The sequence below is a fragment of the Agromyces sp. NPDC055658 genome (assembly GCF_053618155.1).
In genome coordinates, this window is record NZ_JBSHHD010000032.1 from 17,670 (window position 1) to 30,849 (window position 13,180).

8 protein-coding genes are annotated in these 13,180 nt (G+C 71.0%); 5 read left to right on the forward strand and 3 right to left on the reverse strand.

Translation table 11 applies throughout. From position 1 onward, the window contains the following. Positions 1 to 350: 350 nt before the first annotated feature. Both ACWGPE_RS14650 and ACWGPE_RS14655 read right to left on the reverse strand, forming a co-directional pair. Positions 351 to 2,855 (reverse strand): DUF7927 domain-containing protein, encoded by a 2,505-nt coding sequence (locus ACWGPE_RS14650; protein WP_452048977.1) that lies wholly within the window; start codon positions 2,853 to 2,855, stop codon positions 351 to 353. Positions 2,856 to 3,074: 219 nt separating this feature from the next. Then, positions 3,075 to 6,590, reverse strand: coding sequence for a DUF7927 domain-containing protein (locus ACWGPE_RS14655; protein WP_452048978.1), 3,516 nt, complete (start codon positions 6,588 to 6,590; stop codon positions 3,075 to 3,077). 342 nt (positions 6,591 to 6,932) lie between these two features. On the opposite strand from ACWGPE_RS14655, the gene ACWGPE_RS14660 reads away from it, so the two are divergent. From ACWGPE_RS14660 to ACWGPE_RS14680, 5 genes are read left to right on the forward strand one after another with little or no spacing between them, the layout of a single operon-like run. Beyond that, complete coding sequence (locus ACWGPE_RS14660; RefSeq protein ID WP_452048979.1) at positions 6,933 to 8,240, forward strand: YihY/virulence factor BrkB family protein; 1,308 nt, start codon at positions 6,933 to 6,935, stop codon at positions 8,238 to 8,240. Positions 8,241 to 8,250: 10 nt separating this feature from the next. Beyond that, the gene (locus ACWGPE_RS14665) at positions 8,251 to 9,090 is read left to right on the forward strand and encodes an exodeoxyribonuclease III (protein WP_452048980.1); all 840 of its coding nucleotides are present in this window, start codon (positions 8,251 to 8,253) and stop codon (positions 9,088 to 9,090) included. A 24-nt stretch (positions 9,091 to 9,114) separates the two neighbouring features. After that, positions 9,115 to 10,125, forward strand: coding sequence for a tryptophan--tRNA ligase (gene trpS, locus ACWGPE_RS14670; RefSeq protein ID WP_231431647.1), 1,011 nt, complete (start codon positions 9,115 to 9,117; stop codon positions 10,123 to 10,125). A gap of 1 nt (position 10,126) precedes the next feature. Next, the gene (locus tag ACWGPE_RS14675) at positions 10,127 to 10,702 is read left to right on the forward strand and encodes a GNAT family N-acetyltransferase (protein ID WP_452048981.1); all 576 of its coding nucleotides are present in this window, start codon (positions 10,127 to 10,129) and stop codon (positions 10,700 to 10,702) included. Beyond that, on the forward strand, positions 10,699 to 11,487 hold the full coding sequence (locus ACWGPE_RS14680) for an HAD family hydrolase (protein WP_231431649.1): 789 nt from the start codon (positions 10,699 to 10,701) through the stop codon (positions 11,485 to 11,487). The genes ACWGPE_RS14675 and ACWGPE_RS14680 overlap by 4 nt, the downstream gene beginning before the upstream one ends. A gap of 119 nt (positions 11,488 to 11,606) precedes the next feature. Here the strand turns inward: ACWGPE_RS14680 and glpK are convergent, their stop codons facing one another. Continuing rightward, positions 11,607 to 13,121: a glycerol kinase GlpK gene (gene glpK, locus ACWGPE_RS14685; RefSeq protein ID WP_231431650.1), complete on the reverse strand. Its 1,515-nt coding sequence runs from the start codon at positions 13,119 to 13,121 to the stop codon at positions 11,607 to 11,609. Positions 13,122 to 13,180: the final 59 nt, after the last annotated feature.

A 13,180-nucleotide genomic window follows, 5' to 3' on the forward strand; every position in this document is an offset into this window, starting at 1 on the left:
TCCGGCTGTATTCCGGCCCGGGCGACCGAGCCTTTCCGGAGTTCGCGGGTACGAACCCCGAAGTCCGCTGAAAGCGGACCAGCGAGCCCGTGGGTGCGGACTCGCGCTCATCCTCGCAGCGCGGACCAGCGGCGTGAAGGGCCGCGCTGGCACCAAAACGGGGGGATCCTCACCTTTGGGGTACAGATTTCGGCCGGAATTCCTCGAAACGGGGTACATATTCGATGCATCCGGATGATTCGCCCGCGACAGGTCGCACCCGGAACGGCCTGTCCCCCGAATCCGGTCGTTGCACGAACGACGGATGCCTCGCCGGGATCGCTCCCGACGAGGCATCCGCACCCAGTGGTTCAGCTCTCGCGACGACGGCGCAGGCCGCGCGCGATCGCCGCGGCCCCGATCGCCGTCAGCAGCACCGCGAACGGCAGCATCAGGCCGGTCTCGACGCCGGTCTCGGCGAGCCCCTGCGGGGTCGACGACGGGGTCGACGGGGGCGTCGGCGGCGTCGGCTGGTCGGGCGCCGCGTTGCAGTTCGGCGTCGGCGGCGGGTAGACCACGTCGGCGTCGTTCGACGGGTTGATGCGGATCTCGGCGACCGCCAGCGACCGCAGGTCGTAGAACGGTGCGCTCGGATCGAGCACCCAGGTGCCGTCGGCGAGCTGCGTCCAGCCCGGCCAGGCGATCGGGTCGCCGTTCTCGTCGATCGCCGCGCCCGGCCAGAGCTGCTGTCCGGAGATCGTCTCGCCGCTCACCCACCCGTCGGGATAGGCGATCGGATCGACCTGCGAGGCGCCGTCGGCGAGGAGTGCCGCGACGTCGTCGGCGGGGATCGACGGATCACGGCTCGCGAACGCCTCCGGGGTCCACCAGATCAGCGAGATCGGGTTCGCGCTCGGGTCGTCGATGTTGAACGGCGTGATCTCGTACGTGAACCACGGGGTGTCGTTCACGCACTGGGCGAGCCCGACGAGGCCGATCGACTTCACGGGCGTCTCGGCGTCGTCGCAGTTGTTGTCGGGGTTCGAGTCGAATCCGGGTTCGGATGCCTCGGCCTCGGCTGCGGCGATCTCGGGCACCTCGGGGTCGGGGTACTGCTCGCTCGCGACGCACGCGCCGTTCACGAGATCGGGGATCGGCTGGTCGGACGCGGGCTGAGAGAGCTCCCCGACGGTGACCTCGAACGTGATCGTGATGACGTCGCCCGGGTTGATCCAGCCGTTGTGCTGGACGGTGAGCACGCCGTCCGCCACCTCGACCGGGTCCCACTCGCCCGGGTTGGGCGCGATGACGGCCGAACCGTCGACGTACGTGACGCCGTCGGGCAGCGTGTCGGTGACGAGGCTGCGGTACGCCGGGTCATCCCCCTCGTTGGTGATCGTCAGCGTGTAGGTGATGACGTCGTCCTCGCCCGAGTCGACGGGTTCGTCGTTCTCGGTCGCCTCGTCCTTGACGAGGACGAGGTCGATGTCGATCACCGGGTGGTCGACGACGCACGGGTCGTCGTCGACGACGATCGAGTCGTCGGTCGGGCACTCGCCGCCGGGCCCGGGCGTGACGACGTTGTGCAGCAGCGTGCCTGCGGAATCAGCGCCGACGATCACCGTGTACGACACGGTCGCGGTCGCCCCCGGTTCGAGGTCGGGGATGTTCCAGGTCAGCACATCGCCGACCGGTCCGGTGAGCCCAGCGGGCAGGACGCCGAGCGTGCCGTTGTCGAGCACGTCCGAGACGTCGTCGAACGCCTGCGCCCCGGTCACGACGGCATCCGAGTCGTTGTAGGCCTGGAGGGTGTAGGTGATGACGTCACCGGGCTCGACCGTCGCCCCGTCGACCGGCTCGGACCACTTCTGGAGGAGCCAGTGCGGCACGGGCGCCGTCGGGCAGGGGTTCACGGTGACCGTCTTCTGCAGGTCGTTCTCGGGGTCGTCGCCTTCGCGATGCAGCACCACGTCGTACGTTCCCGGTGGGAGCTGGAAGTCGTGGTCGAGGGCGCCGTCGGGGTCGGTGAAGTCGAACGTCGCGACGACGTCGTCGGTGCCGGACACGAACACCGTGATCGTGTAGTCGAAGTTCAGCAGCAGGCCGAGCAGCGCGACCTTCAGCGCCGGCGGCGTGCCGCCGACCTCGGTGCACACCTCGGCGAAGAGCTGGATCGTCGGCGGGGCCGGGTTGCAGTCCTCCTCGGTCAGCTCGGTCTTCGTGGTGTTGAGGCCGGGGAAGTGCTGCAGCACGTCGTCATCGTCGTAGTAGTCGAACACCGGGATGATGTCCTGCAGCTCCTGATGGGTCGAGTGCGCGTGACCTCCCGAGTACGGATCGCTCGGGTCGCCGTTCGGGTCGATGATCGACCGGACGCTCGGGCTGATGAACACGTAGGGGTTCGACTCGCTCGCGGTCGCATGGCAGATCGCGACGTGGTCGTTCCACTCGGGGATCGTCGTGACCGGCGGTCCGCCGTTCTCGTCGTCGGCGGCCGGCGCGAGCGAGCGCGCCGCGGGCGCGTCGCCAGAGGGAGCCGTGGCCGCGGGTGCCTCCTCGGCCGGGGCGTCGACGACCGGCGCCGCCGCCTCGGGTTCGGCGACCGGCGCGGGTTCCGGCGCGGGTTCCGGTGCGGGTTCGGGCGCCGGCTCGGCGACCGGCTCCTCGGCCGGCGCAGGCGCTTCCACCTCGGGCGCCGGGGCGGGCGCCTCCGCCTCTGGGGCCGGTGCGGGTTCGGCGGCGGGCTCGGCGGCGGGCGCCTCGGTCGCGGTCGCGACGGTCTGCTCTGCTGGGGGCGCCTCGTCGGCGGCGGCCATCATGGGGGCGCCGAAGATCACGAGTGCGCCCACGGTGACGGCGGCGAGCGCGGCGCGCACGCCCCCGCCTCCGGGTCGGGCTGATCGGTGGGCAGGCGGATGACGGTACATGACAGCTCCTGACATCGGGTACGGAGCCGGCTCGGGTTACGGGTCAGCACTGCCAGTGTGCGCCGCCCGTCGCATCACCGACAAGGATTCCTCAGCTTTTGTGCCCTGAAGAGGGGGATGCCTCGGCGCGCGTCGCACCGAGGCATCCCCTGCCCGATCAGGCGGCGCTCACGCGCCGTCCGCCCCGCGCGATCGCACCCGCGCGGCAGCGGCGCCGAGCGCGCCGAGCACGAGCAGGGCGAGGGCGCCCGACGCCAGGCCCGCAGGGTCGATACCGGTCGCGGCCATCGACGACGGGGTCGACGGCTGCTCGGGGCTCACGGGCGGCGCCTCGTTCTCGGGCGGGGCCGCGGTGCAGTTCGGCGTGGCCGGCGGGTACACCGTGATCACGTCGGTCGACGGGTTGATGCGGATCTCGACGACGGCCTCGTCTCGGAGGTCGTAGAACGGCGCCTCCGGGTCGAGCACCCACGAGCCGTCGGCCAGCTCGGTCCAGCCCGGCCAGGCGATCGGGTCGCCGTTCTCGTCGATCGCCGCACCCGGCCAGAGCTGCCGGCCTTCGATGGCGTCGCCCGGCGCCCAGTCGTCGGGCACCTCGAGGTCGTCGACCTGCGACGCCCCGTCGGCGAGGATCGCCGCCTCGTCGCCCGCGTCGATCGACGGGTCGTGCGCCGCGAAGGCGTCGGCCGTCCACCAGATGAGGACGACCTCGGGCGCGTCGACGTTCACCGGCGTGACCGAGTACTCGAACCAGGGCGTGTCGTTCACGCACTGCGCGGCGCCGTCGAGCGCGATCGACTTGACCGGTGTCGAGGCGTCGTCGCAGTCGTTCTCGGGGTTCGCATCGCGGCTCGGCCCATCGGCCCCGGGGCCGACGACGTCGAGCGCGGCGACGAGTGCCGGCGGCTCGGGTGCCGGCACCGGACCGCTGAACACGCAGACCGTGTTCACGAGATCGGGGATCGGCACGGTCGGGTCGGGCTGCTCGAGCTCGCCGACCTCGACGTCGAACGTGATCGTCGCCGTGTCGCCGGGCGCGAAGGGGCCGGCGTACCGGAAGGTCAGCTCGCCGTCGATCGAGTCGTCGATCGTCCAGTCGGCCTCCTCCCCCGGCGGCGCCGTCGCCACGACCTCGGACCCGGCCGAGAACACCACGCCCTCGGGCAGCGCGTCCGTCACCTCGACGCCGTACGCGGGATCGTCGCCGAGGTTCTCGACGACCACCTCGTACGAGACGACGTCGGGCGGCGTCGAGCCCGAGTCGACCGCGTCGCCGTCGGCCGTCGTCGCGGTCTTCGCGACCGCGAGGTCGACGTTCGGCGTGCGGTGCCCGGTCGTGCAGTCGGTCACCTCCGGCACGGCGGCGACGGATGCCTCGGGCGAGCGCGACGACGAGCCGTCCAGCCGCTCGACGAGGACCGGCGGTGCTCCGCCCTCGCCCTCCGTCGGGCAGATGCCCGGTGCCTCGGGGGTCACGACGTTGACGAGGTCGGCGTTCCAGGCATCCTCGTCGACGGTGACCTCGAACGACACCGTGGCCTCGCCGGAGCCGACCGCCAGCGTCGGCACCGCCCACTCGAGGCTCGTGCCGTCGAGCGTCAGCGACGGGTCGAGCGGCTCGGTGAGCGCCGCGTCGTCGAGCACGTCGGCGAGGTCGTCGACCGCGGTCGCGCCCTCCACCTCGGCCTGCGAGAAGTTCCACGCGTGCAGCGTGTACTCGATCGTCTCGCCGGGTTCGACGAGCCCGTCGGCGGGATCGCTCGTCTTCCACAGCACGAATCCGGGCGTCGGATGCTCGGTCACGCACTCGTCGGCCACGGGATCTGGCTCGTCGGGACCGACGATGACCGGCCCCCCGCCCGGGCAGTTCGTGAGGACGTGGTTGCGCAGCACCGCTCCCGGCGCCGTGTCGTCGGACACGACGACGCGATACGCGACCTGCAGCGTCTCACCGGGCTCGAGCGAGGCGAGCTTCAGGAAGAGGCGCCCCGGGTGCAGCACGTTCCAGCTCGACTCGACGACGGGCGGTGCACCGACGAACCCGTCGAAGTCGACGTACGGCGCCAGCTGCGACACGTCGTCGAAGATCTCGAGGTCGGTCGCGGCGGGACCGGAGACGTGCTCGATCGCGAGCGTGTACTCGATCTCGTCGCCCGGCTCCACGGCCGTTCCGCTCGGCGGGTCGGCGCTCTTCGTGACGCGCCAGACCGGCGCCTCGAGCTCGTTCACCACGTTGCAGTGCACGATCGCCTCGATGCCGACCTCGACCCGCCAGCCGAGGTCGCCGACGAGGGTGACCGGCAGCGGCCCGTCGGCGTCCTGGCACACCACGCTCGTGCGGTGGTGGAAGGGCCGGTCCTCCTCGGAGAACTCGACCGTGCGCGCGTCGCTCGTGAAGCCGGTGACCTCGAACGCGGCGGTCGCCCCGCTGCCGTCGGTCGTCTGCGACGACGGCGCCACCGCGGCGTCGCCGGTCGAGAACTCCCAGCCGGCGGTCGGTTGACCGGCGATCTCCTTGTGCACGAAGACCGAACCGCCGCAGAGTTCGAACGCGATCTGCTTGAGCTGCGCGCCGAGCGTGCCGTAGTCGGCGGTCACGACGTGGTCGGCGCTCGCGAGGTCGCCGGCGTAGCCGTCGTCGCCCGTGATCGCACGGATCGGGTCGAGGTCGAGGTCGCTGCCCACGGCGATGCCGAAGAGGTGCGACGGTGCGGCCTTGATCGAGTTCGCCTCGGCGATCGCGGGGTCGAGCGCCGCGGCCGAGCCGTCGGGGAACTCGCCGCCGATCGACGGGTCCACCGTGTTCGGGTTGCCGTCGGTGATCACCACGGTCAGCTCGACGGCATCGTCGAAGCCGCCGAACGTGCCGTGGGCGACCTCGAGGCCGCGCTTCCAGTTCGTCCAGCCGTCGCTCGTGAGGCCTGCGTACGACCCCTGGACCGCCGCGAGGTTCGCGCTCGTCAGGTCGGTCGCGCCGAGGAGCACCGTGGCGTCCTGGTCGAACGCGGTGACCGACACCTGCGAGCCGGTGTCGACGAGCGCCGTCGTGAACGCGTCGGCGGCCGACGTGAGGTTCGCGATGCCGTCGCCGCCGATCGATCCCGACTTGTCGAGCACGAGCGCGATGTCGATGCCGCAGCTCGGCTGGAGGTCGGGGTTCGTCGCCGTGGCGGCCAGAGCCGCTGCGGCGGCGCGGAGACCGGGCTGCTTCGCGAGGCAGTCGTCGCGCGCGCTGCGGTCGTCGTTCGCGATCGGGATCGACGCGCAGTCGGCCGGCGTGGCCGCCTTCGCCCGCGGCGTGGTCGTCGCCTCGGCCGGGGACGGCGTCTCGACGGCGGGCGGCGCGGTACCGGGCGGCGATTCCGCACCGGGGGCCGGAGCGGGTTCCGGCGCCGGTTCCGGCTCTTCCGCGGGCGACGGCCCGGGCGCCGTCTCGGGTTCCGGTGCCGGCTCGGGTCCTCCGGCCGGCGCGGATCCCGGGTCCGCGGGCGCGGCCGGCGACGGCTCCGCCGACGGGTCGGGGGCCGGGTCGCTCGTGTCGGTCCCCGCCTGGTCTGCGGCGGAATCGCCGGCAGCGGCGACGGCCGCCTCGATGCCCGCGTCGTTCGCCGCGGCAGTGGGAGCGACGGGCTCGTCGGCTGAGGCGATCACCGGGACTCCGGCGAACACGAGCGCACCGGTCACGACGACGGCGACGAGGCCGCCGAGGTTCCGCTTCGCTGTCCCCCGAACACCCCTACGGTGCTCGGGTCGGGTTCTCCTGCGTTGTTGCATGACTTCGCTCATCTCGTGCTGGTTCGACCGGCTCGGCCTTCGGGTCGGCCCGGCCGATGTTCCTCGGCCTGTCCCCCGTTTTCAAGGGATCCTCACGTCTGACCCCCCGAAGTCGGGGTACAGAATGTGGCGATTTCGGGGTACACGCGGAGGCCGCCTCAGTGCAGTCCCTGAGCGGCCTCGGCCGAGGCGTCCACCGTGTCGGACGAGCCGTGCGAGGCCGCGGGCGTGCGGCTCGCTATCGTTGGGACCGTGAGTGAGCGAACCCCCCGACGTCGCGGCAGGACGACGCCGAAGGGCGGGGCCGCCGCCGGTCCGAGCGACGAGCTGGCGGACGCCGCCGAGCCGGGAGCGACCTCCGATGCTGGGCCCAGCGCGAAGGAGCGGTTCGACGCGATCAGCCAGCCGATCCTCGACCGCTTCGAAGAGCCGATCAGCACGGTGTCGACGCTCACCCGGAAGACGATGGCGCTCTTCCCGGTACGCGTGTGGCGGCACTTCCTCGCCCGCAACGGGTTCCTGCTCTCCGCCGGCCTCAGCTACCAGGCGCTGTTCGCGGTGTTCGCCGCGGTCTACGTGCTCTTCGCCGTCGCGGGGCTCTGGCTCACGAGCAACCCCGACACGCTCGCCGCGCTCGTCAAGCTCGTCAACACCTATGCACCGGGCCTGATCGGCGACGCTGACACGACCGGCGTGATCTCCAGCGACGACCTCAACGCGATCGTCGAGCAGTCGAGCGGTGTGCTCGGGTGGACGGGTGCGATCGCCGTCATCGGCCTCATCTGGACCGCCATCGGGTGGATCACGTACGCGCGCACTGCGGTGCGCAGCATCTTCGGCCTGCCGAAGGACACCAGGGCCTACGTGCTGCTGAAGGCGCGCGACCTGCTCGCCGGCCTCGCGTTCGGGGCGATCCTGATCTTCGCATCGGTGCTCTCGGTCGCGACGACGTCGTTCATCAGCTCCGTCTTCGACGCGCTGAACCTGCCCTACGCCGACGGTTGGGAGGCGTTCAGCGTGCAGCTCGGCACGCTCCTCGTCGTGTTCGCCATCGACACCTTCGCCCTCGCCGTCATGTTCCGATTCCTGTCGGGCGCCGCGATGCCGTGGAAGCGCATGTGGGTCGGTTCGCTGCTCGGCTCGGCCGCCCTGTCGGCGATGCAGATGCTGAGCGGTCTCCTCGTGTCTGGTGTCACGAGCAATCCCCTCCTCGCGACCTTCGCCGTCTTCGTCGGCCTCCTGCTCTGGTTCCACCTCACGAGCATCGTGATCCTCGTCGCCGCGAGCTGGATCGCGGTCGAGGCCTCCGACGCGAACGAGAGCCTGCGGGTGGTGTCGGCCGAGCAGCTCGCAGCCGAGGCGCGCCAGCGCGAGCGCGAAGCGCTGCTCACGGCGGCGCGCGTCCGCGTGCGCGAGGCCCGCAACGAGACGGCCTCGGCGAACTGGTTCGAGCAGTTCGGCGCCAAGCGCCGGCTCGCGCGTGCCGAGCAGGACCTCGCCGACCTCGAGGCGATGGACGACGGCGCACCGACGACGAAGCACGTCGGAGGGCTCCCGTAGGATCGAGGACATGCCCTCTGCGAAGCCCCTCCGTCTCGCCAGCGTCAACGTGAACGGAGTGCGTGCCGCATTCCGCAAGGGCATGGGCGACTGGCTCGCCGGTCGCGACGTCGACATCCTCGCGCTCCAAGAGGTGCGCGCCTCGACCGAAGACCTGCAGGGCCTGCTCGGCGACGAATGGGACATCCTGCACGACCCCGCGACCGCGAAGGGCCGGGCCGGTGTGGCGATCGCGAGCCGTCGCCCGGCCCACATCCACCGCGTCGAGCTCGGTGCCGCCGACTTCGACAGCGCCGGCCGCTGGCTCGAGGCCGACTACGAGGTCGGCGACCGCGTGATCACGGTCGTGAGCGCCTACGTGCACTCGGGCGAAGACGGCACCCCGAAGCAGGTCGAGAAGTACAAGTTCCTCGATGCGATGGAGCAGCGCCTGCCCGAGCTCGCCGCCCACTCCGAGCTCGCCGTCGTCGTCGGCGACCTCAACGTCGGCCACCGCACGCTCGACATCAAGAACTGGAAGGGCAACGTGAAGAAGGCCGGCTTCCTGCCCACCGAGCGCGCCTACTTCGACCGGTTCATCGGCGCCGAGGGCGACGATGCGTACAACGCCGGCGCCGGGCTCGGCTGGGTCGACGTCGGCCGCCGCGACGCGGGCGAGGTGCCCGGTCCGTACACGTGGTGGTCGCAGCGCGGCAAGGCCTTCGACACCGACACCGGCTGGCGCATCGACTACCACCTCGCGACCCCGGCGCTCGCCGACACCGTCGCCGCGTACGTCGTCGACCGTGCGGCCGCCTACGACGAGCGATGGTCCGACCACGCTCCCGTCGTCGTCGACTACGCCATCTGACTTTTCTTCTCTGAGGACCGATACATGAACTCCGCCCGCCCCATCGTCTTCTCGGGCATGCAGCCCTCGAGCGATTCGCTCCACCTCGGCAACTACCTGGGTGCGCTCGTCAACTGGGTCGCGATGCAAGACGAGTACGACCCGATCTACTGCGTCGTCGACCTGCACGCGATCACCGTGCAGCAGGACCCGAAGGCGCTCCACGACAACGTGCGCCGCACCGCCGCCCAGTACCTCGCCGCCGGCGTCGACGTCGAGCGCTCGACGCTCTTCGTGCAGTCGCACGTGCCCGCGCACACCGAGCTGGCCTGGGTGCTCGGCACCATGACCGGCTTCGGCGAGGCGAGCCGCATGACGCAGTTCAAAGACAAGTCGAGCCGGTACGGCGCCGACGCCACGACGGTCGGGCTCTTCACCTACCCGGTGCTGATGGCCGCCGACATCCTGCTCTACGACACGCAGTTCGTGCCCGTCGGCGACGACCAGCGCCAGCACCTCGAGCTGACCCGCGACCTCGCCGGCCGCTTCAACTCGCGCTACGGCGAGACCTTCGTCGTGCCCGAGGCGTTCATCCCGAAGGAGTCGGCGCGCATCTACGACCTGCAGGACCCGACGGCGAAGATGTCGAAGTCCGCGGCTTCCGAGGCCGGGCTCGTGAAGCTCATGGACGACCCAGCGGTCACCGCGAAGAAGTTCAAGAGCGCGGTCACCGACGCCGAGCGCGAGATCCGCTACGACCCGCAGGCGAAGCCCGGTATCTCGAACCTGCTCGACATCTACGCCGCGATCTCGGGCGAGTCGATCGCCGCGATCGAGAACCGGTATGCCGGGCGCGGCTACGGCGACCTGAAGAAGGACCTCGCGGAGATCGTCGTCGACCGGCTCACGCCGATCCGCGCCCGCACGCTCGAGCTCCTCGAAGACCCGGCCGAGCTCGATCGCCTGCTGGCGATCGGCGCCGACCGGGCAGCCGAACGCGCTCAGAAGGTGCTGCGCGAGGTCTACGACCGCGTCGGCTTCGTGCGAAAGGGCTGACGTGCGCCCCGTCACGCTGCAGACTCCCCGGCTCGTGCTCGACCTGCCCGTGCCGGCCGACGCCGAGCGTGTCGCCCGCTACTGCCAAGACCCGATCTTCGAGCAGTTCCTCACGACGCCCTGGCCGTACACCGAGTCGCACGCCCGTGGATTCCTCGACGAGTATGTACCCGAGGCGTGGCAGGCCGGCACCGAGCTGACCTGGGCCATCCGCACCGAGTCGGGTGGCCCGCTGATGGGTGTGATCGGTCTCCGCACGAAGGCGCGCGAGATCGGCTTCTGGCTCGGTGCCGACCACCGCGGTTCGGCGTACATGACCGAAGCCCTGATCGCCGTCTGCGACTGGGCGTTCGTCGGACTCGCCGGCACCGACCCCGTCACGTGGCGCGCGAACCGGGGCAACGTCGCCTCGGCGATGGTCGCGAGGGCCGCCGGGTTCCGCAACACCACGACCGGGTCGACGACCGTGCCCGGCCGCGACGGCGTCGACCTGCCGGGCTGGTCTGGCGAGCGCGGTCCGACACCCGAGGCCGACGCGCCCTCGAGCTGGGCGCCGCTCCTCGGCGACGGGGCATGACCTCGATCGACGACCCGAGCACGGCTCCGCGAACCGGGGCCGCACCGCTCGTGCTGTTCGACCTCGACGACACGCTCATGGCGCATCGCGAGGCGGTCGCCATGGCGATCGTGTTGCACATGCGCGAGCGGGCATACACGGGCGACCACGTCTCGGCGCAACGCCTCTGGCACGAACTCGAAGAGCAGCACTATCACGAATACCTCGCCGGTCGGGCGACCTACGAGGGGCAACGCAGGGCACGGGCACGCGACTTCGCCCTCGCCCATGACGACGAGCTCGACGACCTGGCGGCGAGCGCCTGGTTCGAGCGGTACTTCGAGCGCTACCGCGAATCCTGGTCGCTGCACGACGACGCACTGCCGGCGCTCGACGCCGTCGCGACCGCCCTGCCCCGAGTCCGACTCGGTGTCATCACCAACGGCGAGCTCGACCTGCAGCTGACGAAGCTCGACCGGCTCGGGCTGCGCGAGCGCTTCGAGCTCGTGATCGCCTCCGGCGACGTCGGCGTCGCGAAGCCCGATCCCGCGATCTTCGAACTCGCGGTTGCCCGGTTCGGCGAGGCGGGCCCGGTCGGCCGCGCCGCGTACGTCGGCGACCGCCTCGTCACCGACGCGATCGGTGCCGCCCGTGCCGGGCTCGTCGGCGTCTGGCTCAATCGCACCGGTGCGCGGCCCGATGCCGCCGACGCTGAGGCCGCTGCCGATGCCGGCGTCATCGAGATCGCATCGCTCGACGAGCTCGCGCCCGTGCTCGGCGCGCGGCTCGACCCCGCCGTCGACTGATCCCCCGTTCCGGCGGGCGGCGCTCGCGACCCTCGCGCGCGTGTACGAGAGAGGGCCGAGCGCACCCCCATGCGCTCGGCCCGAGAACCCACCGTAACCTGCGGTGGGGGCATTCGACGTCAGATGACGTCGTCGTCGACCCAGTCGAGGGTCTTCGAGACGGCCTTCTTCCAGTTGCGGTCGAGGCGCTCGCGCTCGGCGTCGTCCATCGACGGCGTCCAGCGCTTGTCCTCCTGCCAGTTCTGCGCGAGCTCGTCGAGGCTCGACCAGAATCCGACGGCGAGACCGGCCGCGTAGGCCGCGCCGAGGGCGGTCGTCTCGGCGACGACCGGACGCACCACGGGCACGCCCAGGATGTCGGCCTGGAACTGCAGCAGCGTGTCGTTCGCCGTTGCGCCTCCGTCGACGCGGAGCTCGGTGAGGTCGACGCCGGCGTCGGCGTTGACCGCCTCGATGACGTCGCGGGTCTGGAACGCGATCGCCTCGAGGGCGGCCCGTGCGACGTGGCCCTTGTTGACGAACCTGGTGAGGCCGACGAGTGCACCGCGCGCGTCGGGTCGCCAGTACGGGGCGAACAGGCCCGAGAACGCGGGCACGAAGTAGGCGCCGCCGTTGTCCTCGACCGACTTCGCGAGTTCTTCGACCTCGGCGGCCGACGAGATGAGGCCGAGGTTGTCGCGCAGCCACTGGATCAGTGAACCGGTCACCGCGATCGAGCCTTCGAGGGCGTAGTGCACCGGCGCGTCGCCGAGCTTGTAGCCCACCGTCGTGAGCAGGCCGTTCTTCGAGTGGACGATCTCCTCGCCCGTGTTGAAGATCAGGAAGTTGCCCGTGCCGTAGGTGTTCTTCGCCTCGCCGGTCGCGAACGCGGCCTGGCCGAAGGTGGCCGCCTGCTGGTCGCCGAGGATGCCCGCGATCGGGGTTTCGCGGAGCAGCGAGTGCTCGTTCGCGACGCCGTACACCTCGGACGAGCTCTTGATCTCGGGCAGCATCGAGCGCGGTACGCCGAAGGCGGCGAGGATCTCGTCGTCCCACTGCAGCGTCTCGAGGTCCATGAACATCGTGCGGCTCGCGTTCGTGACATCGGTCGCGTGCACGCCGCCGTCGACGCCGCCGGTGAGGTTCCACAGCACCCAGGTGTCGGTCGTACCGAACAGCAGGTCGCCCGCCTCGGCCTTCTCGCGAGCCCCTGGGACGTTGTCGAGGATCCAGACGACCTTCGTGCCCGAGAAGTAGGTCGCGAGCGGCAGGCCGACCTTCGCCTTGAACCGCTCGACGCCGCCGTCGGCGGCGAGCCGGTCCACGATGGGCTGCGTCCGGGTGTCCTGCCAGACGATCGCGTTGTAGACAGGCTCGCCGGTCGTCCGGTCCCAGACGACCGTGGTCTCGCGCTGGTTCGTGATGCCGACCGCGGCGATGTCATGCCGGGTCAGGTTGACCTTGCCGAGCGCCTGGCCGATCACCTCGCCGGTGTTGCGCCAGATCTCGGCCGGGTCGTGCTCGACCCAGCCCGCGCGGGGGAAGATCTGCTCGTGCTCGAGCTGCCCGGTCGAGACGATCGATCCGGCCTTGTCGAAGATGATCGCGCGCGACGAGGTGGTGCCCTGGTCGATCGCGAGGACGTAGTCAGCCATCTGAGAACTCCGTTGCTGTCAGTGAATGGTGGTGATGTTGGTGGGTGCGGAGGCCTCGG

Coding starts and splice junctions, on each gene's coding strand:
- ACWGPE_RS14665 (WP_452048980.1), top strand. CDS start 8,251: ATGCCCTCTGCGAAGCCCCTCCGTCTCGCCAGCGTCAACGTGAACGGA.
- trpS (WP_231431647.1), top strand. CDS start 9,115: ATGAACTCCGCCCGCCCCATCGTCTTCTCGGGCATGCAGCCCTCGAGC.
- ACWGPE_RS14680 (WP_231431649.1), top strand. CDS start 10,699: ATGACCTCGATCGACGACCCGAGCACGGCTCCGCGAACCGGGGCCGCA.
- glpK (WP_231431650.1), bottom strand. CDS start 13,121: ATGGCTGACTACGTCCTCGCGATCGACCAGGGCACCACCTCGTCGCGC.